At 61.9% G+C, this 26,832-nt stretch carries 24 protein-coding genes and 1 tRNA gene; 6 read left to right on the plus strand and 19 right to left on the minus strand.

What is annotated here, in order from left to right; all coding sequences use genetic code 11:
• Positions 1-54 precede the first annotated feature (54 nt).
• From E6P07_RS01465 to E6P07_RS01490, 6 genes are all read right to left on the minus strand, one after another.
• Positions 55-1,326 carry a methyl-accepting chemotaxis protein gene (locus tag E6P07_RS01465; RefSeq protein WP_153973975.1) on the minus strand — a complete coding sequence of 424 codons (1,272 nt, stop codon included), beginning with the start codon at positions 1,324-1,326 and terminating at the stop codon, positions 55-57.
• Positions 1,327-1,379: 53 nt separating this feature from the next.
• Positions 1,380-1,868, minus strand: a complete 489-nt coding sequence (locus E6P07_RS01470) for a hypothetical protein (protein ID WP_153973976.1) — start codon at positions 1,866-1,868, stop codon at positions 1,380-1,382.
• Positions 1,865-2,434, minus strand: a complete 570-nt coding sequence (locus E6P07_RS01475) for a chemotaxis protein CheW (protein WP_153973977.1) — start codon at positions 2,432-2,434, stop codon at positions 1,865-1,867. The genes E6P07_RS01470 and E6P07_RS01475 overlap by 4 nt, the downstream gene beginning before the upstream one ends.
• On the minus strand, positions 2,431-2,808 hold the full coding sequence (locus tag E6P07_RS01480) for a response regulator (RefSeq protein WP_153973978.1): 378 nt from the start codon (positions 2,806-2,808) through the stop codon (positions 2,431-2,433). The genes E6P07_RS01475 and E6P07_RS01480 overlap by 4 nt, the downstream gene beginning before the upstream one ends.
• 22 nt (positions 2,809-2,830) lie before the next feature.
• Positions 2,831-3,649, minus strand: coding sequence for a response regulator (locus E6P07_RS01485; RefSeq protein WP_153973979.1), 819 nt, complete (start codon positions 3,647-3,649; stop codon positions 2,831-2,833).
• A 523-nt stretch (positions 3,650-4,172) separates the two neighbouring features.
• Positions 4,173-5,066, minus strand: a complete 894-nt coding sequence (locus E6P07_RS01490; RefSeq protein WP_162008586.1) for an META domain-containing protein — start codon at positions 5,064-5,066, stop codon at positions 4,173-4,175.
• A 170-nt stretch (positions 5,067-5,236) separates the two neighbouring features.
• Here E6P07_RS01490 and E6P07_RS01495 point away from each other — a divergent pair, with 170 nt between their 5' ends.
• Entirely contained in the window at positions 5,237-6,361 is a 1,125-nt protein-coding gene (locus E6P07_RS01495; protein WP_153973981.1) for a DegT/DnrJ/EryC1/StrS family aminotransferase, read from the plus strand.
• Between the two features lie 82 nt (positions 6,362-6,443).
• A complete protein-coding gene (locus E6P07_RS01500; RefSeq protein WP_246172885.1) occupies positions 6,444-7,754 on the plus strand; it encodes a GGDEF domain-containing response regulator in 1,311 nt (436 codons plus the stop codon).
• Between the two features lie 19 nt (positions 7,755-7,773).
• On the opposite strand, the gene hrpA is transcribed toward E6P07_RS01500, so the two are convergent.
• On the minus strand, positions 7,774-11,886 hold the full coding sequence (gene hrpA / locus E6P07_RS01505) for an ATP-dependent RNA helicase HrpA (RefSeq protein WP_153973982.1): 4,113 nt from the start codon (positions 11,884-11,886) through the stop codon (positions 7,774-7,776).
• Positions 11,887-12,237: 351 nt separating this feature from the next.
• Between hrpA and E6P07_RS01510 the strand changes: the two genes are divergently transcribed.
• Positions 12,238-13,227 (plus strand): bile acid:sodium symporter family protein, encoded by a 990-nt coding sequence (locus E6P07_RS01510; RefSeq protein ID WP_153973983.1) that lies wholly within the window; start codon positions 12,238-12,240, stop codon positions 13,225-13,227.
• A gap of 249 nt (positions 13,228-13,476) precedes the next feature.
• Here E6P07_RS01510 and E6P07_RS01515 read toward each other — a convergent pair.
• A tRNA-Thr gene (locus E6P07_RS01515) sits at positions 13,477-13,552 on the minus strand.
• An 83-nt stretch (positions 13,553-13,635) separates the two neighbouring features.
• Complete coding sequence (locus E6P07_RS01520) at positions 13,636-15,465, minus strand: bifunctional diguanylate cyclase/phosphodiesterase (protein ID WP_246172886.1); 1,830 nt, start codon at positions 15,463-15,465, stop codon at positions 13,636-13,638.
• A gap of 258 nt (positions 15,466-15,723) precedes the next feature.
• Here E6P07_RS01520 and E6P07_RS01525 point away from each other — a divergent pair, with 258 nt between their 5' ends.
• Positions 15,724-16,746 carry a glycosyltransferase family 2 protein gene (locus E6P07_RS01525; RefSeq protein ID WP_153973984.1) on the plus strand — a complete coding sequence of 341 codons (1,023 nt, stop codon included), beginning with the start codon at positions 15,724-15,726 and terminating at the stop codon, positions 16,744-16,746.
• A gap of 51 nt (positions 16,747-16,797) precedes the next feature.
• Here the strand turns inward: E6P07_RS01525 and E6P07_RS01530 are convergent, their stop codons facing one another.
• From E6P07_RS01530 to E6P07_RS01545, 4 genes are read right to left on the minus strand one after another with little or no spacing between them, the layout of a single operon-like run.
• On the minus strand, positions 16,798-17,217 hold the full coding sequence (locus E6P07_RS01530; RefSeq protein WP_153973985.1) for a 4Fe-4S binding protein: 420 nt from the start codon (positions 17,215-17,217) through the stop codon (positions 16,798-16,800).
• A gap of 7 nt (positions 17,218-17,224) precedes the next feature.
• Positions 17,225-18,307: a hydrogenase large subunit gene (locus E6P07_RS01535; protein WP_153973986.1), complete on the minus strand. Its 1,083-nt coding sequence runs from the start codon at positions 18,305-18,307 to the stop codon at positions 17,225-17,227.
• A gap of 4 nt (positions 18,308-18,311) precedes the next feature.
• On the minus strand, positions 18,312-18,716 hold the full coding sequence (locus E6P07_RS01540) for an NADH-quinone oxidoreductase subunit C (protein WP_153973987.1): 405 nt from the start codon (positions 18,714-18,716) through the stop codon (positions 18,312-18,314).
• Positions 18,713-19,198, minus strand: coding sequence for an NADH-quinone oxidoreductase subunit B family protein (locus tag E6P07_RS01545; protein ID WP_153973988.1), 486 nt, complete (start codon positions 19,196-19,198; stop codon positions 18,713-18,715). Before E6P07_RS01545 ends, E6P07_RS01540 begins: the two co-directional genes overlap by 4 nt.
• Before the next feature lie 644 nt (positions 19,199-19,842).
• On the opposite strand from E6P07_RS01545, the gene E6P07_RS01550 reads away from it, so the two are divergent.
• Both E6P07_RS01550 and E6P07_RS01555 read left to right on the plus strand, forming a co-directional pair.
• The gene (locus E6P07_RS01550; RefSeq protein ID WP_153973989.1) at positions 19,843-20,481 is read left to right on the plus strand and encodes a hypothetical protein; all 639 of its coding nucleotides are present in this window, start codon (positions 19,843-19,845) and stop codon (positions 20,479-20,481) included.
• A 182-nt stretch (positions 20,482-20,663) separates the two neighbouring features.
• Positions 20,664-20,816 (plus strand): Dabb family protein, encoded by a 153-nt coding sequence (locus E6P07_RS01555; protein ID WP_153973990.1) that lies wholly within the window; start codon positions 20,664-20,666, stop codon positions 20,814-20,816.
• A gap of 369 nt (positions 20,817-21,185) precedes the next feature.
• Here E6P07_RS01555 and E6P07_RS01560 read toward each other — a convergent pair whose 3' ends face one another.
• From E6P07_RS01560 to E6P07_RS01580, 6 genes are all read right to left on the minus strand, one after another.
• The gene (locus E6P07_RS01560) at positions 21,186-22,049 is read right to left on the minus strand and encodes a respiratory chain complex I subunit 1 family protein (protein WP_153973991.1); all 864 of its coding nucleotides are present in this window, start codon (positions 22,047-22,049) and stop codon (positions 21,186-21,188) included.
• The gene (locus tag E6P07_RS01565; RefSeq protein ID WP_153973992.1) at positions 22,046-23,980 is read right to left on the minus strand and encodes a proton-conducting transporter transmembrane domain-containing protein; all 1,935 of its coding nucleotides are present in this window, start codon (positions 23,978-23,980) and stop codon (positions 22,046-22,048) included. The genes E6P07_RS01560 and E6P07_RS01565 overlap by 4 nt, the downstream gene beginning before the upstream one ends.
• Before the next feature lie 78 nt (positions 23,981-24,058).
• A complete protein-coding gene (locus tag E6P07_RS13795; RefSeq protein ID WP_246172887.1) occupies positions 24,059-24,520 on the minus strand; it encodes an SLC13 family permease in 462 nt (153 codons plus the stop codon).
• A complete protein-coding gene (locus tag E6P07_RS13800; RefSeq protein WP_246172888.1) occupies positions 24,517-25,320 on the minus strand; it encodes an ArsB/NhaD family transporter in 804 nt (267 codons plus the stop codon). The genes E6P07_RS13795 and E6P07_RS13800 overlap by 4 nt, the downstream gene beginning before the upstream one ends.
• Positions 25,321-25,622: 302 nt before the next feature.
• Positions 25,623-25,925, minus strand: coding sequence for a TusE/DsrC/DsvC family sulfur relay protein (locus E6P07_RS01575; RefSeq protein ID WP_153973993.1), 303 nt, complete (start codon positions 25,923-25,925; stop codon positions 25,623-25,625).
• Between the two features lie 80 nt (positions 25,926-26,005).
• On the minus strand, positions 26,006-26,788 hold the full coding sequence (locus tag E6P07_RS01580) for a DUF3050 domain-containing protein (RefSeq protein WP_153973994.1): 783 nt from the start codon (positions 26,786-26,788) through the stop codon (positions 26,006-26,008).
• Between the last annotated feature and the right edge of the window lie 44 nt (positions 26,789-26,832).

Below are 26,832 nucleotides of genomic sequence, written 5' to 3' on the forward strand. Positions count from 1 at the left end.
TCGTCGCTGTCGATCGGTTCGTTGGCATAGGGGACAGACATCGATTCCCTAAGACTAAGCCAGAATCGATCGGATCGGTTCGGACGGCCCGGGGAGACGAAACAATTGAATCGTTTCGAGTAATTCTCTCGAATAGTTAACCAGGTTGCTTGTCACCTGTGTCTGGTGAGTGATCTGATCCATAGTCTCGAGGGTACTTGCGCGCATCGACTCGACCCGTTCTATCAAGGCGCGGTTTGAGTCGACCTGTGACCGAGCGCGCTCGTCGATACCCGCCACTGTCTCGGCCAAGCTAGCAACCGTCTGCTGGGTCTCGAGCATGAGGGCGCCTGCACCTTCGATGGTGTGGGATTCGTTGGTCACGGCTTCGGTCGCCTGGTTCACAGTCTGCACGCTGTCCTGGGTCTCGATCTGAATGTTGGCGATCAGCGTCTCGATCTGGGTGGTCGCGTTGCGCGAGCTATCGGCGAGTCGCTGCACCTCTTGGGCCACCACGGCAAAACCACGTCCAGCTTCGCCGGCGGTCGCCGCTTGCATCGCCGCATTGATCGCCAGAACATGGGTTCGCTCGGAAAAACTTTTGATGATGTCGACGATGCCGCCGATCTCTTGTGAGCGCTCACCGAGACGCTTGATGCGCTTACCCGTTTCCTGGATAGCGGAGCGAATCTGGCTCATACCCTCGACGGCTTGCTTAACGGATGCCAGAGCCCGATTGGTCAAGTCCGTAGCCGTCGCAGCCTCTTCGCGACAGAAGCGGGCCAGTTCGGCGATTCCCTCGACAGCCTCGACAGCCATCATGAGGCCGCTCGTAGTACGCTCGATCTGAATGCGTTCGGCATCGGCGACCTCAGCGACCCGTTCCCCCTGGGACTGGACTTGAAGCGAGGATTGGCCGACGCGCTCGGCAATCTCGCGGACCTGGACCAGGACACGCGCGCTTTCGGAGGTGATCTGGTTGAGTGCATCGCGCAGAGGACCCGTGATGTCCTCTTTGACCGGGACCCTAATCGTTAGATCGCGTGTCTGACTGATCTCGTTGCCGATCTGTAGCATCTCGATGATCGAATCGTTTAATGCCTCGTTCTGACGCTCGAGGAAGTCGATGCCACGATTGAAGGCTGCGACTGTGCGTCCGAGCTCGTCGTCTGCGCCAGGTGCAAGGCGCTCGGAGAAGTCACGGCGCCGTTCCATACCCGCGAGCGCGTTGCGGATGCGCTCGGCTGGCTTCAGGATGAAACGCCTGGATAGACCCGAGATTGTGAGGTAGATGACGAAACCGGCGATCAAGGCACTTAACAGCAAGAGTCCGATCACCAGGGCCATGGTGCCTTCGCGTTGCGACTGGGTATCGGCTAGTGTCGCGGCGAGACGTTTGTCTAGAAATGCTCAGCGGCAGATTGGAAACCATGCGCCAAAGTGATGATCACGTGACCCAGTACTTGGCCGTCGCGCTCGATTGGGAACTCCCGGAAGGTTTCCGACGACTCGCGCATCTTATTATTACCCAGGCGATTCGTGCCATCAGGATTACGGAGGCTAACGGCAGCGATCTCGGGATCGCGTTCCACCAGTGCGATCAGCTCAATCAGGCGGCGCTCAGTCTCCGCGTTCCGCGCCTGGGCAGCGAGTTCTGCGAGCAGGGCACCAGCGATTTCGAGTGAACGCACAGTTTTTTCTCGCAATACGCCGGCGAGCGGTGTGTTGGTTTCTGTCCGCAGCTCTTGTTCTAATTGTTGGCGCTCTAGATAGATTTCATTCAAGCCCCAGAGGATGGCACCGGAAACACCCAGTAAAACGAATAATACGAGTGCTGTGGTCGCCATCGTGAGTTTGGCAGAAATCGTGAGATCTGCAACTTTCATCATTCACCACACAAAGGATCGTTTGCACCAAACAGAAGCGCCTGTTTGGCGAGTATCTCCAGAAGTTCGGTAAAATCAACCTCGACAAAGAACGTCCCTTCAAACCGAATACCGCGGCAATCAAAGTCTTCTGGAAAGTGACGCATTGGATAGAGAGGGACGAAGTGCGCCTCCTTCGGAATCCTGATCGACCGAATCTCATCGATACAAAGTCCGGTGCGTGCCTCGCGCTGGCCAAGTATGAGGAAATAACGGCCGTCACCCTGACCCCGTTCTTCCTCGATCATCGCTCCTAGGTCATAGACGGGAACTAAATCTCCACGATGATTTGTGAGACCCAAGCACCAGATCTGAGTAAAGGGGAGACGACTGCATGTTTGCCGCGGAATGACCTCAGCCTGACGGTCCAGTGGAACGAGAAACCACCAGGCTCCGATACGACAAGCATAGCGTGACTCGCCTGATTCCTGATTGGCATCCTCGACATCGAGTGAACCGAAGAACCTGCTCCCGCCGACCTCGTCCACGTCGATCGGCTTCTGGAGTGTGTCTCGTCCCAGCGTGCTCATGGATGAGAGCGTCTGGAGAGAAGTGAGTCGATATGGGCCAAAATCGCTTCGGCGCTCGCCGGTTTGACGACGTACCCCTTAGCACCTTGAAGTTGCGCCCACATCTTATCTGCCTTTTGATTTTTGCTGCTGACGACCACTACGGGGACATGCGTGGTCTTGGGATCCTCTCGCAGTGAACGCATGGCGTGATAACCGTCCCCGTCCTCCATGACAATGTCCATGAAGACCAGATCCGGCGGGTCGCGGCGAGCCATGTCCACGGCTTCATGCCCGGAAGCGGCCACTAACACCGAGTGCCCCGCCTTTTGGAGCAGATCACGTAGATAATCACGATCGGTCGCAGAATCCTCGACAACCAACACTTTAGCCATTCCTAAGTCCTCGCTTGAATTCTCAAGACAGGAAGCGCCGTAGCGTCTGCTCCAAGCCGTCCATCGTTAGTGGTTTAGTGAGATAGGCATCGGCCGAGGCGAGTGCCCCTTTGAGCTTGTCGATCCTGGACGATTTGCTGGTCAAAATCACTACAGGTGATTTTATACGAAAATCGCGTTTCAAATGGCGTGCAACGTCATAACCGCTGATACCGGGTAGCATTACATCGAGAAAGATCAGATCATAGCTCTGCTGGCCTGCCTTCATCAGACCCTCTTCACCACTCACAGCGAAATCGACCACATATCCCTTCTTGGTGAGCTTCAATTCAATCAACTTGCGCACTGACTCGCTGTCATCTACGACTAGGATGCGCTTGCGCGAACCGGAAAACAATGGGGGAATTGGTTTAGAAATTGTATCGGACTTGGTCAGGATTACGTTATCGTGGATGACGAGATCCGGCGTGAAATTGTAGACTTCGCTCACCAGATCGTCGAGCGTCTTGAGGATACGGCTGGCAAGGATTGGTCTTTTGAAGAAGATCTGCTTTCGTCCGTTATAAAACTCCGCAGAAGTCTCTGAGATTCCAATTCGAATCACTGGTAAGTCATGGTCGCCAAGGTCCTGACACAGGGCTGCCCACTCCCGCGCGCCGGCGGCGAGATCCTCGTTCACCATGTAGAGATGCGGGCGCCCCTGGCCTTGTTCCCAGAGTTGATAACGTTGGGGACGGATCTGCGACAAACTAAACGCCCGACCAAGCACCTTGCGTTCATTATCGGAAAAGCCACACAAGGCCACTATGAACGTTCTACTTGTCACATCCCGGCCGCTCATGGGGTCTTCGATGAAACAACTCGAGGTTGGAATTGAACCATTGTTTCAGGGCCTGGAAAGGAGATTTGCCACCCAAGGCCATGGCTTTGAAGGTCATGATTTGTAACCGGACGAAGGCTTTTCATTCCGTGCTCTCAGTCGGCTATCACCGTGGTCGTGCGACCTGCAGGTTTCAGGTTAGCCCCAGACAATCCAGGGCATGGGCTAGATCACTTTTGCCTTCAAAGGCACATAGCCCAGATGGATCAAACCATGAGCATTCCCGAGCCACTGCAACACATTCGGGCCGCACTAAACGCGACGGCGCTCGTTTACATCGCCACCGGGCGGCTCATGTCATCGTTTTGTACTCGGCTTTCCTGAAATTCCCAGATCTTTAAATATACATACTAAGATAAAAAATGGTTACCAGATTTAGAAATGCTAGAACTGCATCACAGATTCAGAAAATTCATCAAGTGGATGTTCACAGTGGAACATTCTCGACCCTCGCCCGTCGCGGGAGACCAGCTGTATTCTCAGATCAATTGGTGGCTATCGCCCGCAAGCGCACCAGGAGCGCACCCCTGGCATCCAGCAGGAGCAGATGCCCGTCCTCGATCCGATAGGCACTGACCCGCCCGAGCAGCCCGGCATAGGTCCGCGCCTGCTCGGCCCGGCCATCGGTGGCGGTACAGGCCATCTGGGTGGTGGCGATCGGCCCGAATGACAGCGAGGACGGCGTGCGCATAAAGCCGCTCAGATAGCGATTACAGCCGTCCGAGCCGCTGATCCGACCGCGCGGGTCGAAGCTCAGGTCGATCCTGGTGCCGGGAAGCGGGGGGCTCAGGATCCCCGGGGTCGCGGCCAGGGCCTCGACCACCCAGGTGCGTCCTTCTAGCGCCTGGGTCGGGTCCTCTGTTACACCCGTGGTCGCGCCGATCCGGGTGAAGCTCAGCACGGTCTCGCCCCGATCATCGGTCAGTTCCAGACGATCCACCCCCTGGCGGTAACCTGTTACCCTTTGGAGCGCCTTGAAGATCACCGTTTCCTGCTTCATCAAGGGCTCGGGACAGGCCATGCGGGTCGCGGCCAGGCCATCGCCGAGACGCAAGGTGTCACCCTCAACCGCATAGCCACCTTGAACCCGATTGCAGCCGGTGCTGCCCGAGAACCGACCGGCCTCGAAGCGAAACTCGGTCGGGCGCGAGCGGGGCGTGACACTGATGATTGGACCTGATTCGTCTCGGTAGGCCGTTAGACGCCAATCGATGCCCTCGAATGGAACCTGAGCCTGCGCCTCCTCGGGATTGGGTTCCCGCTGGTCAGAGGTAGATGGGGCGGGTGCGGACGCGGGGGCCTCGGTCTGGGCCTGAAGCGTCCCTGTCAACATCAACAGCAATCCACAGACCACGAGTGTACGTAAGGGGACAGACATGTTTAGGCTTCCGCATTTTGGCATTGCGACAAAATCTCGGTCCAGGTCTCGGGCAGCGACCCTATATAATCCCGGATTCTCTATGCCCTAAACGACATAGGCAAGAGGCGCGCCGGCCAGGGGCTGTTGTTCAATCGAGAGATGGCGAGAAACTCGTCGAGGCGATCCGAATGCAATTCATCGACCTAAAGACCCAGTACGCACGCATCGAACCTGAGCTGAAGGTCCGCATCCAGGCGGTGCTCGAACATGGTCAGTTCATCCTGGGACCAGAGGTCCAGGAACTGGAGGCGCGTCTGGCCGAGTTCGTCGGGGTGCGTCACTGTATCGGGATGTCGAGCGGCACAGATGCGCTGCTTGCAGCCATGATGGCGCTCGAGATCGGTCGCGGCGATGAGGTCATCACCACGCCTTTCACCTTCATCGCCACCGCCGAGACGATCGCCCTCTTGGGTGCGCGTCCGGTGTTTGTCGACATCGATCCAGTCACCTACAACCTCGACCCGGCCAAGATCGAGGCGGCCATCACCGGGCGCACCCGCGCCATCCTACCGGTCTCGCTCTATGGTCAGTGCGCCGACATGGACGCCATCAATGCCATCGCGGCTCGTCATCGGCTGCCGGTGATCGAGGACGCGGCCCAGAGCTTTGGCGCTAGCTACCGCGGTCGCCGCTCCTGCGCCCTGTCACGGATTGGCTGCACCTCGTTTTTCCCGGCCAAGCCGCTCGGCGCCTATGGCGACGCCGGCGCCTGTTTCACTGACGACGACGCACTCGCCCAGGCCCTGCGTGAGATCCGCAATCATGGTCAGGATCGGCGCTATCACCATCTGCGTTTGGGGCTAAACGCGCGTCTGGACACCCTGCAGGCGGCCATCCTGCTTGCCAAGATGGAGATCTTTCCCGAGGAGGTCGAGTCCCGCGCCCGTATCGGCGCGCGCTATACCGAACTGTTCCAGGCGCGCGGCGCGCTCGGCACGGATGTCGGCGGCGCCCCGGTGCTCACGCCCTATGTCCATCCGCACAATCTTTCGGTCTATGCCCAATACACCCTCCAGGTTGAAGATCGTGAGGCGGTCGCCGCCAAGCTCGGCGAACAGGGAATACCGACGGCCGTCCATTACCCGATCCCGGTCAGCGAGCAGCCGGTGTTCCATGGCGGTCTGCTGGGCGCGGACTATCCGGTCAGTGCCGCCGTCGCTCGCCGGGTGCTGAGTCTGCCGATGCATCCCTATCTGGACGAGGCGACCCAGGAGCGGATCGTCGCCGCGGTGGCCAAGGCCGCCGGACTCTAGCCAACTGCACCGGGCGTACAGGACGCCGAACCAGACCCTGAAACCACGCCGAAGCCCCCTCGCCTTTGGAGATGCCCCAGACATGATGCCTAGGCCACCCGATTGCAGTCCATCCGCCACCGACCCCCAGGTCAGAGGCGAGCGTGTATTGCTGATCGACGACAGCCAGGCGATCAACCAGCTACTGCGCGCGCGTTGCGAGGATCTGGCCGGCGTCGAGTCCGAGAGCGCCGGTTCGCTGGCCGAGGCCAAGGCGCTCTTGGCTCAGGACCCAGGACGGTTCTTCGCGGCCGTGGTCGATCTCAATCTCCCGGATTCATCCGAGGGCGAGGCGATCGATCTGGTCCAGGCGCATGGCATCCCGGCGATCGTGCTCACGGCCCACTTCGATGAGGCGCTCCGTGAGCGCATCCTGGCCAAGGAGGTGATCGATTGTCTGCTCAAGACCAGCCCGCACGAGATCGACCATGTGGCGAGCCTGGTGCGGCGCATCCATCGCAATCAGAACGTCAAGGTGCTGGCGGTCGATGATTCGCGCGCCTTTCTCAGCTATCTGGTCAAGCTGCTGCAACTGCACCGGTTCAGGGTGTTTGGGGCCGAAACTGGACGCAAGGCGCTGGAGATCCTGAACGCGGAGCCTGGGATCGATCTGGTCATCACAGATTACAATATGCCCGAGATGGATGGGATTGCGCTCATCACCGCGCTGCGTCAGCAGCGTCCACGCTCGGATCTCGCCATCATCGGTCTGTCCGAGGTGGGCGCTGCGACACTCCCGGTACGGCTGCTCAAGAGCGGCGCCAACGACTTTCTCCCTAAGCCGTTCTTGGTCGAGGAGTTTTATTGTCGTGTCATCCAGAACATCGAGCAGATCGAGCTGGTGCGCGCCATCCGCGAGTCTGCAGTCCGCGACTCGCTCACCGGACTCTACAACCGCCGCTATTTCTTCGAGATGGCCGAAAAGCTGCACGCCACGGCGCAGCGCCGTCAGATCACCCTGGCCGCCGTCATGCTCGACATCGACCATTTCAAACGGGTCAATGATACCTATGGTCACCTTGCCGGCGATCGGGTCATCAGATCGGTGGCGAACACCCTGGCCTGCGGGATACGTCAGGTCGATCTGCTCGGGCGCTATGGCGGAGAGGAGTTCTGTATCCTGCTGACTGGGTTCGACCGAGACCACCTGGCCGTGGTCCTAGAGCGACTGCGGTCTGCTGTCGAATCCACACCCATCGCGCACGAGGGGCGGTCGATCTCGGTCACCATCAGCCTGGGTGCGACCCTGGTCCTGACCGAGGGGGTGCAGTCCATGCTCGATCGCGCCGATGCCTGTCTGTATCGTGCCAAGCACGAGGGGCGCAATCGGTTCGTGATCGAGACCGCGGAATGATCGCCCCAGGCCAGGGACGTCACAGACCCAATTCCTTCCAGCGTGCCTCGATGCGCTTGATCGAGACCGGACAGGCGGTCCCCAGCGTCTGGGCGAAGAGCGAGACGCGCAGTTCTTCCAGCAACCAGCGGATCTCGTCCAGACGCGGATCCCGGCGCCCAGCCGCACGCGCCGCCAGCGCGCGTTCGCGCCAGCGCGACTGAATCCCGGCCATCTCGCCCATCCAGCGCCGATCGCGATCCGGTGCATGGGCGAGGCGCTCGATCCGATAGGCGATCGCCTTGAGATAGCGTGGATATTGCTTGAGTGGGGCGTAGGAGATGGTGGATAGAAAGCCCTGGAACACCAACCCGTCGAGCTGCTCACGGATATCCTGCACCGCCGGCATCCAGTTGACCTGCGTGATCTCGGCTAGCTGGGTGCGCAGCGACTGATAGTCGTCCAGGATCGTTCCGATCAGCCGGCAAACCGCCTGGGCCGTCGGAAAGAGCTGGGGCCTCCCCTCGGCTAGACGCTGCTCGAACATCGCCTGGGTACGAAGCGGCGGTTGGTCTTCGATGAAGGTCAGGTCCAGGATGAGGGCGATCAGCTCATCGGCCAGCTCGGACGCCTTGGGGGTCGGTCCCTGAGCGGTGGATGCGTCCCCCAGTCCAGGCACAGGAGAGGGGTAGGTGGGCGACGTCGGTACCGGCGCCTTGGCATACTGCAACCGCATCCGATCCAGATCCGGCAGTTGCTTGCGCAGTTGGCGGATGTCCGCACCTAGATGCAGCATGATCAGCCGCCGTAGCCCTGCCCGATGGGCCAAGGCCGCGTTCTCTGTCGAGTCGAGCACCCGGATCGCCACGCTCGCGCCCTGATCGACCAGGGCCGGATAGCCGCGCAGCCTGATCCCGGCGCGGGTCAGATCCACCGACTCGGGTAGGTCGCCGAAGGTCCAGCGCGTCACCCCGCTGCGCTCGAGTGCGAGCTCGGTGTCCGAGATCCGGGTGAATCCCTGAGCCCCCTGCGCCGCAAACCGCTGCTTGAGCGCCAGCGGATCGTCGCTCACCGCGAGCGCCTGCCCGGACTCATCGACCAGCCGGATCTTCATGCGCAGATGGGGTGGAATCGCCGATGGATCCCAAGCGTCCTCTGGGATCTGGACCCCGCTCATGGCCCGGATCTCCTCGGCCAGCGCCTGGATCAGGGGTCGATCGGAGGGCGTCAAGCGCGCGGCCAGGCGCTTGGCCGTGTCCGGGATCGGGACCAGGCTGATGCGCAGCGGCTTGGGGAGTGTGCGCAGCAGGGCCGTGATCCGCTCCTCGATCAGCCCGGGCACCAGCCACTCGAGCCGTTCAGACACGACCTGATTGATCAGTGGCAGAGGCACCACCAAGGTCACCCCGTCCTCGGGCGCACCAGGCTCGAAACGGTATTCGAGCGGCAGGGCGGTCGCCCCGACCTGGAACTGATCGGGGAAGTCCTGGACCCGGATCTCGCGCGCCGCGCGGCGCATCAGGTCTGCAAGCCGCATGTGCAGGATCCTGGGGTTGTCGCGTGTGACCTGACGCAGCCAGCGCTCGAACTGGGGTTTTGAATAGATCCCCGGGGGCAGGCGCTCGGCATAAAAGGCGTAGATGGCCTCTTCATCGACCAGGAGGTCACGCCGCCGCGACTTAGACTCCAGGTGCCGGACGTAGGCGATCAGCTCGCGGTTGTGACGCCAGAAGGGGGCTCGGGTCTCAAAATCGCCTTCGGTGAGGGCAGATCGCAGAAAGATCTCGCGCGCCTCAGCGGGATTGATCGGGCCATAGTTGACCCGCCGCTTGGGCACCAGGGTGACGCCGAAGAGTGTGACCTTCTCGAAGGCGGCGACCTGACCGGACTTGGCCTGCCAGTGTGGCTCGGAATAACTGCGCTGGAGCAGATGAGCGGCGACGCGCTCGATCCAGCCCGGCTGGATGGCGGCGGCGATCCGTCCGTATTGGCGCCTGGTCTCGACCCGTTCGGCCACCATCACCCATTTCGGTGGCTTGGCGAAGAGCACCGAGCTGGGATGGATCAGGAAGCGGCTGTTGCGTGCGCCCTGGAACTCGCGCTCGGACTCGCGGAAGCCGATGTTGCCGAGGAGCCCGGCGAGCAGGGCGCGGTGGATCTTTTCGTAGCCGGCGGCATCGAGCGATGGGGCTTGGGATGTGGTCGCAGCCGACTCCCTAAACCCCATCTCCAGCATCTGTTCGCGCAACTGGGCATGGATGTCGCGCCATTCCTGGACCCGGTTCCAGGACAGGAAATGGCGCTGACACAGCTTGACAAACTGGTTGCGCGAGAGACGGCGGCGCTCCTGTTCGAGAAAGTGCCAAAGGTTGAGAAAGGCGATGAAGTCTGACTCGGGGTGACTAAAGCTGGCATGGATCTCGTCGGCGGATTGCTGTCTGTCATGCGGCCGCTCGCGCGGATCCTGTACGCTGAGCGCAGCGGCAATCACCAGCACCTCGGCCAGACACTGCTCCTCGGTGGCGGCGAGCAGCATCCGTCCGAGGCGCGGATCGACCGGCAGGCGCGCCAGCTGGTGCCCGAGCGCGGTCAGCTCGCCCTGATCGTCGAGCGCCCCGAGCTCCTCCAGGGTGCGATAGCCGTCGTTGATGAGTCGCGGATCCGGCTTGTCGACGAAGGGGAAGTGCTCGATGGCGCCAAAGCCGAGCCGCTTCATCTGTAGGATGACGGCGGCCAGGTTGGCGCGCGCGATCTCGGGTTCGGTGAACTCGGCGCGGGACTGGAAGTTGTCCTCGCTATAGAGCCGAATGCAGACACCGGCGACCACGCGCCCGCAACGCCCCTTGCGTTGATTGGCACTGGCCTGGGAGATGCGTTCGACCGGAAGACGCTGGACCTTGGTGCGATGGCTATAGCGGCTGATGCGCGCGAAGCCCGGATCCACGACATAGTGGATACCCGGCACCGTGAGCGAGGTCTCGGCGACATTGGTGGCCAGGATCACCCGGCGCGTGCCGTGCGGCTGGAAGAGGCGCGCCTGCTCCTGCGGCCCCTGACGGGCGAACAGGGGCAGGATCTCGGTCGAGGGCGGATGATGTCTGCGCAGTGTCTCGGCAGTGGTGCGGATCTCGCGCTCGCCCGAGAGGAACACCAGGATGTCGCCGGGGCCAGTCCGGGCCAGCTCATCGATCGCCGCGACGATCGCCTGTTGCATCGCCTCATCGCACTCGGCGGCACTCTCGTCCTCCGGCGGTCGGTAGCGGACCTCGACCGGATAGGTCCGGCCCGAGAGCTCGATGATGGGCGCGGGCCGGTGCTCGCGGTCGGCGAAATGGTGCGCGAAGCGCTCGGGGTCGAGGGTCGCCGAGGTGATGATCAGCTTGAGATCGGGCCGGCGCGGCAAGAGCCCCTTGAGATAGCCGAGCAGGAAGTCGATGTTGAGCCCGCGCTCGTGGGCCTCGTCGAGGATGAGGGTGTCATAGTCGGTAAGCAGGGGGTCGTGCTGGATCTCCGCGAGCAGGATGCCGTCGGTCATCAGCTTGATCGCGGTCTCGGGACGGACCCGGTCGTGGAAGCGGACCTTATAGCCGACCAGTCCACCGATCTCGACCCCCAGTTCCTGCGCCACGCGACTGGCCAGGGTGCGTGCGGCAAGCCGGCGCGGTTGGGTGTGGCCGATGCGCCCGAAGCGTCCGCGTCCCAGCTCCAGACACAGCTTGGGCAACTGGGTCGACTTGCCCGAGCCGGTCTCGCCACAGAGCACGATGACTTGATGGCGTTCAATCAGCGCCGCGACCTCGTCGCGCCGTTCGCTGACCGGCAGGTCCGGATACTCGATCCGGGGGACCAGTGCCTGACGCTGGGCGACCACGGCCTGGGAGGCCCGGATACAGTCCCAGAGCTTGGCTAGGCCCTCGTCAAAGGGCTGACCGGCGCGCGCGCGCCGGCGTAGATGACGCAGACGCGAGCGGATGGAGTGACGATCACGGATCAGACAGCCGGCGAGGTCCTGGTCGGTGGGGAGATCCAGGACACCGCTTCCCGGATGACCCGATTCCTGAGTGCACACCCGAGCACCTGTCTCCTGTCCTTGATCCGACTGGTCAAGACCTGTGTCACGGCGCCAACAGGTGGCGACGATCTCGTTGTTCATTCAGTGCCCGAGCGCGGATATTCGGTTCTACAGAAAACCGCCAGGACGGCGGGGGTCAGGATTCGCATCAGATTGAACGTGCACATCACAGTATCCCGGTCAGAATTGACCTCGACCCGCACGGCCCCAAGCCTGGAGTCACGGATTTCGGGCGCAGTCTAGTCAAGATGAGTTGGCGCGTCATTATTCCGAAACCCTGTGCCCCGTGGTTGGGGTGGCGCTTGCGACAAAATCACATCCAGCGTGCAATTACGTGCTGCCCCTGAGTCACAGGCCTGTCGTGATTGCGACGATGCGCGGCAGCTCAGCGCGCACACCCCTTTAGTACAGACACCGACGGTGACCTGATCCATGGCGACCCCATCCAACCCAAAAAAGACAATCGCTGACGAACATCCAGCGGCCCCGGGATCCATCCTGACCCGTCTGTTCCCGCTCTGGGCGCTGTTGGCGGGACTCATCGGCTTCAGCATCCCCGAGACGCTGTCGGGGTGGCGTGCGGCGGTGATGCCCTTGCTGGGGGTGGTGATGTTCGGCATGGGCGCCACCTTGCGTGCGGACGATTTCCTAGCCATCGCCCGGCGACCGGCACTCATCGGTCTGGGTATGTGTCTGCAATTCGGCCTAATGCCGCTGATTGGCTGGATCGTGGCGCAGGTGCTGGCACTACCGCCCGAACTCCTGGTGGGGATGGTGCTGGTCGGCGCCGCCCCCGGTGGCACGGCCTCAAACGTCATCTGCTATCTGGCGCGCGGCGATGTCGCGCTCTCGATCAGTCTGACCGCTACCTCGACCCTGCTGGCCGTCGTGCTCACACCCTGGCTGACCTGGCTCTATGCCGACGCCTGGGTGGCGGTTCCGGTGGGGGAGATGCTGCGCTCCATCGCCCTGGTCGTGCTGTTGCCGGTCATCACCGGGGTGGCGGTCAACCGCCTCGCTGGACGTTGGCTCAGGCGCGTCCAGTCCTGGATGCCAAGCCTGTCGGTGCTGGCGATCCTGACCATCATCGCCATCGTTGTCGCGCTCAATGCCGGGCGACTGGCCGGGGTCGGTTTGGGGCTGGTGGCGGCCGTAATGCTTCACAACGGATTGGGACTGACGCTGGGCTATTGGGGCGCGCGGGTGTTTGGACAGGACGAGATCCGCGCCCGGACCCTGGCCATCGAGGTCGGGATGCAGAACTCAGGATTGGCCGTCGCCCTGGCGCTCAAGTCCTTTCCCGTGGCCGCCGCTCTCCCAGGGGCGCTGTTTTCTGTCTGGCACAACCTGTCTGGAGCCATGCTGGCGACCTGGTGGTCAGGGCGAGTGCCTACCCAGGCCGGATCTAATGCGCGTCCTTAGAACGACCAGAGGTCCTTAACCCTGTCCCGGCAGCAAGCTGGGCTGCTTTCACTAGCTTGCCGACTGGCCGTTTGGCTAGAACCGTCGCCGACGGTCGGCTGTTCCGGTACGATCAGCGCCGACCTGCGCGCCTTTCTCGACCCTGGCCTCGAGATCAGGCGATGTGGATTGGGTGACACCGCAGGACGCTTTATTAGGCGATTTAAGGCGACTCAACGCGCATCCATGCGACGCAAGTCATGGAATTTATGGAGCCGATGAGCGGATTCGAACCGCTGACCCACGCATTACGAATGCGTTGCTCTACCGGCTGAGCTACATCGGCAAGCGGGGGAGGGATAGTATCCGAAGCGATCCTGCGTATCAAGCACTCGGCCTGTTTGAAGAACAGGCGGTTGGCAACCTGGTTCATCGCGCGTCTGACCCGGCCGGGGCAGGATTCGGCATGGCGTGCACAGGGCCGTTCGGCTCGTGCTGGAACACCAATCCGGAAGGACTCTGCTTAGCCGCGTGCTTGAGCTCGGCGATGGTGCGTCCAAGCTCGTCGCCATCGCTATAGTCGTCGCCCGGGCGGATCTCCAGGAGTGCCAGGCTACAGCGCATCAGCGGCATCTCGCGGAGCTGACCATAGCGGTCCTTGGCCAGGAGATGGCCGCGCTCGCGATCCGCGGAGTCATAGAGACTCTGGACATCGATCCGGAACTTCTCGACGAGCCTCTGGAGCTGCTCCAGGACATTGACCAAGGACAGGTCTTGGATCCCGGCGAAGAAATCATCCCCCCCGATGTGTCCGACGAACCAGCCATGCCGTTCCAGCTCGGTGCGCAGTAGATCGGCGAAGAGCTGGATGGCGCGATCCCCGCGCCGAAAGCCGTAGTAATCGTTGAACGCCTTGAAATTGTCGAAATCGATATAGGCCAGATACCACCTATGATCGCGCTCGCTCAGCGCCTGGGAGACATAGCGATGGATCGGATTGTTGCCCGGGAGCTTGGTCAATGGGTTCTGATCGCGCGCGATGGCCAGGTTCTTCTGTTGGACAAGCTTGAGCAGCGAGGTCGCAGAGATGAACCCCTGGTAGCGCCCGTCGCGGGTGATGAGGACACCGGCAGTCTCGGAGACCATCGTATAGGCCTGCAGCAGGCGATCGATGGACTCGTGGATATCGACCTGGGGGCAGGGGCGGACGAAATCACCGATCTGACGGGCAAAGGCACGATTGACGATGAGGTCGCGCCCATAGGTCGAGTAGATATAGTCCTTGATGTCTGCCTCATGCACCAATCCCAACGGACGGTCGGCCTGATCGAGCACCGGGACGACATGATGTTCCTTGTCGCGCCGTAACGCCTCAAATAGCCGAGCAATGCCGTCGTCGATGCGGACTGGCGGGATGGGCTCGAGGGAGGATTCGATCAACCTCTGATCGCTGGACTGTTCGCGCTGGCTACAGCGGTGGATCTCGGCGACCAGGGTATAATCGGGGAGCAGTGAGTCTAAATCGATCTTGGGTGGGGCGATCAGATAGCCCTGGGCGAGGTCGCAACCGATCTCGCGGCAGGTCACGAGCTCGCCCTCGGTCTCGATCCCCTTGGCGATGACCTGGATGTTGAGCTGATGCGCCAACTGGACCGCATTGGCGACGATCGAGCGTTTGCGACGATCGGTGTCGATGCCCTGGATGAGAAAGCGATCGAGCTTGACGTGATCGGGCAGATACTCGTAGAGACGGCGCAATCCGGAGTGACCGTCGCCGAAGTCGTCGATGACGAGATGCAGCCGCTCGCGACGATAGCCGGCGATCATGGAACCAAGCGCAGGGTGAAGGCTGTGGTCGACAGATTTGGAAAGTTCCAGGCAGAGATTATCTGGCCTTAGCCCAGCCTGCCTGATCCAATCGAGTACCTGCTGGCCATGATGACTGTCGATCAGATGTGGATCCAGATTGAAAAACAGACGATAGCGATACGTGTTCGGCAGGGCGGCGAAGCGACTGACTGCCAGGGTGCCGAGTATGTCGTCCAGCGCGGACGAGAGATTCAGTCTCTGTGCCTGATGGAGCAGGGAATGGATACTGGCGAATCCCAACCCTTCCCAACCACGCAGCAAGGCTTCGTAACCAAAGACGCTGCCGGTGTGGATATTGACGATGGGTTGCAGGGCATAGGTCAGGGTGTCGCGAGCCTGTCTAATGAACGATTTGGCATCATCGAGCTTGGGTGGGTGTGGTGCGTGCATGATAGCCGGCAACTATGGTCTTTTATTGGCTAACCGCTTATTGGCTAACCGCTGACAACAGGCGTGAACCGATCTGAGTCAGCCTGAGTCAATTTCGTCAATTCCGCTCCGACACCCGAGAGTAAAGCAGAGCCGTGTGAAGAATTGATGAACGCTCGGCCTGTGTGTGAACACCTTCACCCAGGTTGAATTTTCGCGCCGAACCCTTTAGCGTGCCCGCGCTGGTGTTGCCCCGAATCCATAAGGTTCGTCCATCCGATGTCCATTTCCACTGCCACGCCAGAGCGCGCTAAACGGCATCCCCGGCTCTCAATCGTCATCCCGCTCTATCAGGAGCTCGACAACCTGGAACCGCTGCTGACACGGGTGCACGAGGGTCTGGCGGCTTATCGCGGCGACTGGGAGCTGATCTGTGTCGATGACGGTAGCCGCGACGGCACGGGTGCGCGTCTGCGGGAGCTCGCCGCAGACTGGGGTCCGCACGTGCGGGTCATCCAGTTGCGACGCAACTTCGGTCAGACCGCGGCCATGCAGGCCGGGCTCGATGCGGCGCGCGGCGAGCTGATCGCCACACTCGATGGCGACCTGCAAAACGATCCGGCCGACATCCCGCGCATGGTCGATGAGCTGCTAGAACGCGACCTAGATCTGCTCCAAGGCTGGAGACGCCGGCGTCAGGATGCCCTGCTGCTGCGCCGCATCCCCTCGCGTCTGGCCAATGCACTCATCGGGCGGGTGACGGGCGTGGCGCTGCATGACTATGGATGCAGTCTCAAGATCTATCGCGCCGAGGTCATCCACGAGGTGCGGCTGCTCGGCGAGATGCACCGTTTCATCCCAGTGTGGGTCGCGTCCGTGACCGACCCGGAGCGGATCGGCGAGACCGAGGTCCACCATCAGCCACGTCGGTTCGGTGCGTCCAAGTATGGGATCTCGCGCACCTTCCGGGTGCTGCTCGATCTGCTGGCGGCCTTCTTCTTCTTGCGTTTCGGCGCGCGTCCAGGGCACTTCTTCGGCTCGATCGGTCTCTTTTTTGGCCTGCTCGGCGGCTCGATGATGGCCCACCTGCTGGTGGTCAAGTTCGTCCTGGGCGAGTCGATTGGGCAGCGTCCGCTGCTATTTACGGCGATCCTGTTCCTCGTGGTCGCGATCCAATTCCTGACGACAGGTGTGCTGGCTGAGCTGATGATGCGAACCTTCTATGCCACAGGCACGCATAGTCCCCATCGTATCCGCTGGCAGTCCGACCCCGAGTCCGCCCGCTGGCGACCGCCGCGATAGCGGCAGGCATCGAGCCCATCTGTCTCCTGACAAGCCGATCGGTCAGGGCGGTCAAGGCGAGCGGTCGAATTCGGTGCTGGATGACGGAGGCGCCACCGCGACAGTCTCGCGCGCAGGCGGCGGGGTGTGCTCCTGACGGAAGCTCAGCACCTCCTTGGCGCGCATGGGCGGGCAGGGGAAGGGGCTGAGGGTGATACAGCCTGCACGGCAGTCCTCGACGCAGAGACCGCACAGGATGCAGCGACCGTGGTCGATGGCCCAGGTCTTGTCCTGCTTGTGGACCTGGATGGCCTGTGTCGGGCATTTATGGGCACAGATCGTGCAAAAGCTACAGTCGTCGACCCTGAATTCGATATGACCGCGTGTCCGGGCATAGGGCGGGCGACGCTCGAACGGATAGAGCCGGGTGGCCGGCCTGGTGAGTGCGCTGCGCGTCACCAGGGACGAGATGGGGCCTATGGACCAGGACATATACGCATCACCTCTCGTTGCAGCTCACACAGGGATCGATGGTCAGCACGATGACCGGTACCTGGGCCAGCTCGCAGCCCCTGAGCATGTGGACGAGGGGCGCGATGTTGGCGAAGGTCGGGGTGCGCACCCGGAAGCGGTCCAGGTTCTTATGGCCGCTGGCGCTCATGTAATAACAGACCTCGCCGCGCGGCTGTTCGAGTCGGAACATCGCCTCGCCCTTGGGTCGCTTGCCCTTGACCGAGACCTCGACCTCGCCTGCCGGCATCCGGTCGAGACACTGGATGATGAGGTCGAACGACTGATCGATCTCGCGCACCCGCACCAGACAGCGGGCATAGCAGTCGCCGTCCTGCTCGACGACCGGCTCCCAGTCCAGCTCGCCATAGGCAGCATAGCCGAGTCGGCGCGTGTCTTGCGCTACACCGCTGGCGCGCAGCACTGGACCCACGGCCCCGAGCGCGCGCGCCTCTTCCGCGCTCAGGAGTCCGACCCCAACGGTGCGCCGCTTGACCGTCGGATCTTGGCGCACGATGGTGGCGATCTCATCAAAGGCCGCCCGGATCTCGGGGATACGACGCCGCACGCCACGCAGCGTCTCGTCATCGACGTCCTTGCGGATCCCGCCGACCTTGCACACCCCAAAGATGACCCGTCCCCCGGTGGTCTCCTCGATGATGTCGAGCATCTGCTCGCGGATGCGCCAGGTATGCTGAAACAGGCTCTCATAGCCGAGCGCGTCGGCGGCCAGTCCCAGCCACAACAGATGGCTCTGGATGCGCGAGATCTCGGCCCAGACCGTGCGCAGATAGACGGCGCGCGGCGGTACCTCGATCCCCATCAATTGCTCGATGCCCTGGCAATAGCCCTGGCCGTGGATGAAGCTACAGATGCCGCAGATCCGCTCGGCGACCTGGGCCATCTCGACGACATCGTAGCGTTCGGCAAGTAGCTCGAGACCGCGATGCACATAGCCGATCGAGGGCAGGGCACGCACGACGCGCTCGTCGTCGAGCTCCAGGTCCAGATGGATCGGCTCGGGCAGAACCGGGTGCTGCGGACCAAAGGGGACGATGGTGGTATTGGACATAGCTTTAGGTCTCTGGGGCAGACTTGGCCGCCGGCTTCGCAGGTTCCTTCTTGAGCGTCACTGCACCCGAAAATGGAAGCTTGACCTTGGTGCGAAGGAAGTTTCCGCCATAGTCGACCGTTAATCCAGCAAAACTCAGACCGAATAGATCCTTAAGCTCGTTCTCGTAGGTGAAGGCGGCAGGAAAGATGGCGCTCAGGCTGGGGAGTTCGGGCCGCGGGTCGCGCGGGAGCAGGACCCGGTAGTGGGTACAGCGCCCGTCTCGCTCATAGCTGATCAGGATCTCGAAGTGATCGGGGCGTGCGGTGCCCATCATCTGCACCAGCCGGAAGCCATCGCGCCTGTGCTGCTCAGCGGTCGACACCCATTGATCGAGTGTCAGTTCCTTGAAGGGCTCCCCAAGGCTCATGGATCGACCACCTGTTGTACGAGGTTGCCGTGATCCCGGCACACCCTCTTGCGTTGACCTTTACGCGCCTTGGCGCGCTGCTCCAGGATGTCGAGCGCCTGGACGATGCCGTCGATGATGCTCTCGGGACGCGCCGCACAGCCGGGGACATAGACATCGACCGGGATCACCTGATCGATGCCACCATAGACATTGTAGGCGTCGCGGAAGATGCCGCCGCTCAGGGCGCAGGCACCGATGGCGACCACGACCTTGGGGTCGGGCATCTGGGCATAGAGGTTTTCGACCACCTGGCGCGATTCCTCGTTGACCGAGCCGGTCACGAGCAAGAGATCGGCCTGTTTGGGGTTACCGGTGTTGATGATGCCGAAGCGCTCGACGTCATAGGTCGGCGTCAGACAGGCCAGCAGCTCGATGTCGCACCCATTACAGCTTGTGGCCGCGTAATGGAGCACCCAGGGGGATTTCTTCAGAAAGGTCATGGATTCCGGCTCTTGGGCTTTGAGTCACAGGGGCGGGAGGTCGAGTGGACCCCTGGCCCCTCTACGCAACGCGATCTGTCGCACCGCCGATTTGATTGCCTTCTATACATGGATCCATGTAAGTTGGGCGGCAATGCTCGCCGGTAGGATATGCGGCCGTCAAGGCTACATTTCGTGTGGCAGATTGGCCGGAAGGGGTCTGCATGTAGTGTTCAGTGTGAGGTCGGTGCCGCGCCGGAGTTATCCCTTGTTCCTCGCCCGGGGGTCTGCAGCGACTCGCCATCGAGCAGCCCCTCATCCAGCACCCTAGCCCACAGGCCAGCGGGATGATCGCGCGCCTCGACGGGCAAATGTCAGAGTCTTGACCGCCCCGCGCTGCGACTCCACCGAGGCGTCGGCCCTGACGATCGAGCGCTTTGCTGGGGTTTCCAACCAACGCCCGCACCGAAGGCCCTCGGACCTATCGCCCCGATTGATTAACCAGGTCCTTAAACAGGCCGGGTTCACCCGGGACAAGGGTGCCCCGGCGCGGCCATAAGTCGCTTAAAACCCAGGCCGGGCCTGGACCGGCCTGGGGCGTTGCCCCAAAAGACCAAGGGAGGTACTTTGGGGCCGGATTAATAAAACACATTTGGGAGAGGCAAATGGTGTCGCATCCAGCCAAGGTCCTGCCTGCTATTGAGGCGGCGCTTACCAACCTGAAGGAGGACATCCGTAGCTGGGGAGAAATGCGCGGGAGGCTCAAAGCCGGGCAAGATCTCATCAGCTTCAATCCGCATGTATCCGGACCTGGGGCAGAGGATCTGCCGGATTCGCCGGCAGGGTTTCGCTTCTGGGAGATGGAAGACGAGGACTCCTATAGCACCTTTATGGAGAACCTTGCCATTCAACTCGACATGCTGGAACTATCACCAGAAGAGTACCAAAAGCTTCCCCCGGGCTACGGCGTAGTCCGCTACGTCTTGCGGTTCGAGACGCATTGCAAATTCAGTTCTTGGTTGGCGCTCGAGAATGTCGGGCCGGATGACATGGCCCTGGTACGTCAGAATTACCGTAAGGTCGGATTGGAGTCCGAGGCTGAGGCACTGGAGAGGGCTGAGACTGCATGGTATGCCGCAAATGGGCATGAGGGTTCGGGTTATGAGGCCGCCAGTGAGGCTTACAACTCCGGCGATAACGCATTCAGGGACGAAGACGAGAGATGGTTTCGCCTGCTCGATATCCTTCGTAACGAATCGTGGTGGCTGGATCGGGAGGTGCCGAATCCCTCGGTGCGGCCCTAGGTGTAGTGTCCCGGATGATCCTATCGACAGGCGGTGGTCTCCGTCATTCTTCGCCCGCGATGTTCTGAGGACATTGGTTGCGACTCTGGAGGCGGAGGACGCAGTGGTGCCTCGGGAGGGGAGGGAGGCCCTGTTGATGGCCCTGCTTAAGCAAGCGCGGACCATACCGTCGGTGCGCGCCGATGCCCGCTAACCCGCGCGCCTGGCTGATCCGTTTCACCCACGAAGCGGTCATCGACCACTACCGCGATCACCCGGCGCATGTCGCCTTCGCTGACCAGCATTTCCGGCCGCTGGCGCCGGATCGGCTGACCACCGATTACCGCCTCGAATAATGTGCCTCGCCCGCCGCAACGACCGGCCAGCGACTGGATAGCAAGGGCTGAAAGCCCAGTGACGCAGCCATTCACCGTATCGGCTCCAAGGGCAGGGCGGCAAGACCAAAGCGAGAAAGACGCGCCCCGCAAATGAAAAACGGCTCTTGGTGAAATCGAGCGGGTCATACCGCCCAAGATGGCCAGTGATCCGCAAGGTCCATTTGCGGCCCTAAAAGAGCGCCAAGAGGAGCGATTGCTTTGTGGGAACGCCTGTTGTAGAGACAAGGAGCGCCTTCAGGCACGATCACTGTGGCTTCGCCCCAGGGGGGATGCGCCGCAAGCGGCGCGTCCCTGAGCTTGAACGTTAGGCCGCAAAGGCCCGTTGCTTCAAACCACTAGCGGCAACACCATCAGATTGGTCACACCCACCAGCAGCGTTGTCCACCAGGTGGCCTTGAGCGTGCTCGACCAGGTCAGACGCGCATGGGTGTTGTCGACCAGCACCTCGACGAAGAACAGCGTACAGGCGATCGGCAGCGCCAGCCAGGGCCCCCAGGGCGCGAAGAACAGATACAGCCAGCCGAGCAGGATCACGTTCTCATACCAGTGCGCGATCTCGACTAAGGCCAGATCACTGCCCGAAAAATCCGTGGTCAGCCCCTTGACCAGCTCCTGATGCCCGTGATGCGAGGAACTAAGATCGAACGGTGACTTGCGCAGCTTGATCGTCAGCACGAACAGAAAGCCGACCAGGATGCCGGAGAGTTGCAGCACCTGCCAGGGACTGCCGGCGACGATGTCTTCGACCCGGAAGCTATCCGTGACCAAATAGAATCCGAGCGGCACCAAGATCAGCATCGGTTCATCGGCCATCATCAGCATCAGCTCGCGCGAGGCGCCGATGTGGCTGTAAGGCGAGTTGGTCGAATAGGCCGCCAGACACAGAAAGATCCCGGACACGGTCAGGGCGAACAGACTGAGGAGCAGATCGCTGCCCAAAAACAGGATGAACCCGGAGACGATCATGAAGAACAAAAACAACCACAGATAGAGCGTCTGCAACCGGGTCACGACCAGGGTGTCCTTCTCCAACAGCTTGAGCACGTCATAGATGGGTTGCAGGAGCGGCGGGCCCTGACGCGACTGCATCCGCGCCGTCAGCCGGCGATCGATGCCGGCGAGCAGGGCGCCGACCAATGGACCCAGCACGACAAAGGCGCCGGCGAGCCACCAGGTGTAAGGACCGTTCATAGCGCCGCCCCCCCGATCATGAGCGCGATCAGCATCGCCGTGCCCAGGCCGCCATACCGCAGTAGGGCCGGCTCATGGATGAGGCCTGTCAGGTAATAGCCCCGACTCTCGACCAGCCGCTCGATCCCCATCGCCCCTCGATAGGAGGCGCCGCCATCGACATTGGCCCCGCTCAGATAGCCGCTGACCTCGGCGAACCGGGGCGGTCGCCACCAGAAGAGCAGCGGCAGCCCAAACAACACGCCGAGCATCAGGGTCATGAGCCAGACGGTCTCCCAGGGGATTATGGCCTGCACGTCCGGGATCAGGCCCAGCACCGCCAGATAATGGGTATAGGGGATGACAAACACCGTATCAGCCAGCGGAAAGAGGGCGCAGGCGATAGAGGTGATGACCGTCAGTGACCCCAACACCAGCCACTCGTCACGCGCGATCGGTTCGGTGCTCGGGCGCGGCCGGTGCGGCATGGCCACTAGCTTGCCCATCCACTTGCTCCAGAAAAACAGCGTCGGCGCACTGCCGAAGGCCAGGATCACCGCCAGCATCAGCCCGTCGCCGAGCATCACATCCATGTTCAGGAACGCCTGGAAGGTGGTGTACTTGCCAAGCAGCATCCCGAAGGGAGCCAGGAACATGCCGAGGATCCCGACCAGAACCATCGCTGCCAGCTCGGGGCGACGGTAGACCAGGCCCTCCATGTCCTCAATGTCGCGGCTGCCGATCAGGTGCTCGGTGGTCCCCACGGCCAGGAACAACAGCGCTTTGGCCACCGCATGGAACAGGATCAAAAGGATCGCCGCCCAGAGCGCCGCTGCCGTGCCCACGCCGGCGCACATCACGATCAGACCCAGATTGGCGATGGTCGAATAGGCCAGCACCCGCTTGGCGTTGCGTTGATTGACCGCGACCAGCGAGGCGATGAGGAAGGTGATGCCGCCGATGAGCGACAACAGCAGCCCAGCGAGGCTCCCGTGAAAGACTGGCGCGAGCTCGACCAGCAGGAAGACCCCAGCCTTGACCATGGTGCTTGAATGGAGCAGCGCCGAGACCGGGGTTGGGGCGACCATGGCCCCGAGCAGCCAGGATGAAAAGGGCAGTTGCGCCGACTTGGCCAGTCCCGCGACCGCGATCAGCACCGCCGGGATCAGGGCCAGGCTCTGGCCCGCCGCGACCAGCTGGTCCAGCTCCCAGGTGCGAAGACCAGGACCAGAGGTCAGCCAGAGGATCGCCGCCGCGAAGGCGACCCCGCCGATCAGGTTCAGCCCGAGCGCCTGAAAGCCATTGCGGATCGCCTCATCCGTCCCCGCGTAGGAGATCAGCCAGAACGAGCACAGTGTCGTCACCTCCCAGAATATAAATAGCCAACCGAGATGGTTGGTGAAGACGAGGCCGAACATGGCCGAGAGAAAGAGCAAGATCACGAAATAGAACGCCGGTTGGCGATCCGGGACCTCTGGGTCATGGGCATGGTAGTCGCGCATATAGGGCAGGGCGTGCAGACAGATCAGACCGCCGACTACCCCGACGATGAGTGCCATCATCAACCTGAAATGGTCGATGGCGAATGGATGCACGACCTCGGGATGGGTGGGTGCGAGTTCGGCATCCAGCATCAGGCCGGCCTGAAGCAGGATCAAGACCGGGATATACCACTCGCGCACCAGGATGCGCCGGCAGAAATAAAGCAGCACCAGGGCCAGCGCCACACCCGTGAGCATGAAGAACCGATCGAGCGTCCAGAGCAGCCAGCCGGGGAGTGAATAGAACTCAGGCCCCAGACCCAGATGCACCAGGGTCAACAGGGGGGTCGCCAGCACCAGGGTCCAAGCCGACCAACGGATCCGCTGGGCCAGGATCCGGCTGTCTGGCGCGCGGAGTACGGCGACGCCCGCCAGGAGCGGAACGAGGATGAGCAGAGCGATCATGATCATGAAATCCTATCCTTCTTGGTGAGGATTCAAGCCCAGGGCGGACCGAGGCGGCATGGTACGCCGTGGCGCCCAGATCGCCTAGCCCTGGAGAAGCCCTAACCACAGTGCGGCGATGGCGAGCGTGGTCAGGGTGACCGGGATGCCGACCCGCGCCTGGGCGTGCCAGTCGATCCTCACCCCATGCTGCGCCGCGGTCTGGACGACGATGATATTGGCGATGCTGCTGACAATCAGTAGATTGCCGGCCAGCGTGCTGGAGAGCGCTAGGACCGGTCCGCTCAGCGGGTCGGTCGCCGCTGGCAGCAGGAGCATCACCGCCGGCACATTGGAGACCAGGTTGCTCAAGACGGCGCTGGCGACAAACAGCGGTCCAGGGTCATGCAGATCCATCCCCAGACCGGCAAGGATTGCGATCGCTTGTGCCGGCAGCCCGGTCTCCTGGAGCGCATGGTTGACGATGAAGAGCCCGATGAAGAGCACCAACAGTTGCCAATCGACCAGACCCAGCATCCGGTGCGAATGCAGACGGCGACTCGTCAACGCAGCCCGGCCCCAGCCAGCGCGAGCAAGTCGCGCGGCCAGGGGGCGAACAGGAAGGCACACAGCAGGATCCCAGTCACCCCCAGACCCTTGACCGTCTGCCAGCGGTCGAGTCCGGGCGCTTGATCCTCGGCGCGTTGCCGGTGGCTCGTCGCTTCGCTGTCAAGTTCCGGGTTCGCCGCCACGGGCGCGGCCAAATGCCAGCGTCGGCGCGAGAGTCCGAGCAGGATCAGCCAGGTCACCGCCAACCCGAGCCCGACCGGGGCGATGGCCTGGACCAGATAGCCGCCGAAATCCAGCCCCAGCCGCTCGCCGATCAGCATGTTCTGCGGATTGCCGATCAGGGTCGCCGCCGAACCGAGATTCGCGGCGCAGGCGAGCGCAAGCAGGAAGGGGACCGGGGCGAGACGGCGCGCACGGCAGGTGTCGGCCAACACCGGTGCCATCGCCAGACAGACGATGTCGTTGCTGAACACCGCCGAAAGCAGCGCCGAAGCCAGGATCACCGCGCCCAATAGGAACACGGGCGGCAGAGCGGAGCGATCGAGCCGCCATACCACCCAGTCATAGAACCCGCTCAGACGCAGCTGGGCCGAGATGACCATGAAAGCGAACAGCAGGGCCAGAGTCGGCAGATGTATGGCCTGCCACACCTGATCCATCTCGATGACATCGGTCGCCAGCAGCAAGATCGCGCCGAGCAACGCCACCCCAGTGCGATCCAATTGCAGGGAGGGCAGGCCGCCGAGAAAGAGCCCGAGATAGACCAGGAGGAAGACGAGGACAATAAGCGCAGTCAAGACAAGCAGGCCCTATCGGTTGGCGTCGGGTGGGTTGAGGGGCGCGGCGGAGCTAGATAAAGCCAGACGCGAACCCGCAGGGTCAACCGGGGCGCACGTGCATGGGCCAGGGGCGCATGCGATCCGAACGGGACAGGGCGACATCCATACCTCTTGCACAGCCGACCTCTCGCTTAGGGAAACGCTGAATAAATCGCGCGCCTCTCGATCGCGGCTGAAGCCGCTCCTACAAAATCAATGGGTTACTTGAGATGGTTTTGCCACGAATGGAATAAATCAGCGTTTCCTTAGCCGAGTGGACTTCAGACGCACCCGGTTGGTTTGGGCAGGCCACCCCATTTACAGATGAGCTTCATCGGGCCCTTCTTGAAGATGTCGTAGAGCGCCTTGGTCGAGACCCCCTGCTTCTTGGCGAAGATCCGGATCGGTGGAACCACGCCATCTGCCTCATACATGGCGCGTGCCGCACGGATGAACTCCATCACCTGCTCGGTCATTTCGAAGCCGTCGTTGTGGGCCAGCTCGACTGCGATCTCCTCGTTCCAGTCGTCGCGGTTGAGCAGGAATCCTTCGTTGTCCAGGGCTAGGCTCAGGGTCGTGCTCATGGTCAGTCTCCGGAGGTTTCGGGAATCTTCGGTCGGTATCGCGCAGATGGCGCCGGATCATGACTTATCAAGCCGATCGGTTATGGCGCACTGTGTCCCGACTCGATCGCCTCCAGCACACCGTCCCAGAAACGGATACGCGCGCACAGGGCCTCTTCGGCGGCGGTCTCGGCCTCCTCGATCCGTGCTGGATCATCGCCGCACAGGGTCTCGAGCAGGCGCAGTGCGAGCGGACCGTGGAAGTCCTCGTCGAGGTGGATATGACGCCTGAGATAGGCATAGAAGATCGGCGCCTGGTCCTCGGTGATCGCCATCTGGTCGAGGAAACGGCGGAACATGGTCGGGATCAGGGTCTCGCGTCCCAGGGCCAGCGCGGCAGCGACCAGATGCGGCCTGTCCTCGCGGATGAAGCAAAAGGTGGTCTCGCTGAAATAGCGTGCCGGCAGCGGGACCAGGTGAGAGTAGAGCGCCCGGTCGAGTCCCTGTTCGGCGACGAGCCCAAGAAAACGCCTGGGGGAGGCGCTGTCGGCCCCGACCTCGTCCATGGCCCGGCAATAGAGCTCGAAATGGCTCGCGTACAGCACCTCGCCCGAGCCGAGCGGGACAGCGTCTGATTCCTCTTCTTGGACCAGCTGGTTGATGAAATAACGCAGACTCGGGTCCGAGGTCGGCTGCCAGGGCACGGCGACCGGGGCGATTGCACCTTGCAGATACTTGATCAGCGACATGAAGTCCCAGACCGAGAAGACATGGTGCTGCATGAAGATCCGTAGATCCTCGCTGCGACGAATGGCGCCATAGATGGGGTGTCCTGCGAGTTGAGCCTGCAGGGGATTGAGATGATCGAGATTGAGCGCTGCCATGGGGTCGAGTCCTCGCCGAGCCGATCGCCAATGAATATTTTATT

It is taken from the genome of Thermochromatium tepidum ATCC 43061 (genome assembly GCF_009664085.1).
In the GTDB taxonomy this organism is placed as follows: domain Bacteria; phylum Pseudomonadota; class Gammaproteobacteria; order Chromatiales; family Chromatiaceae; genus Thermochromatium; species Thermochromatium tepidum.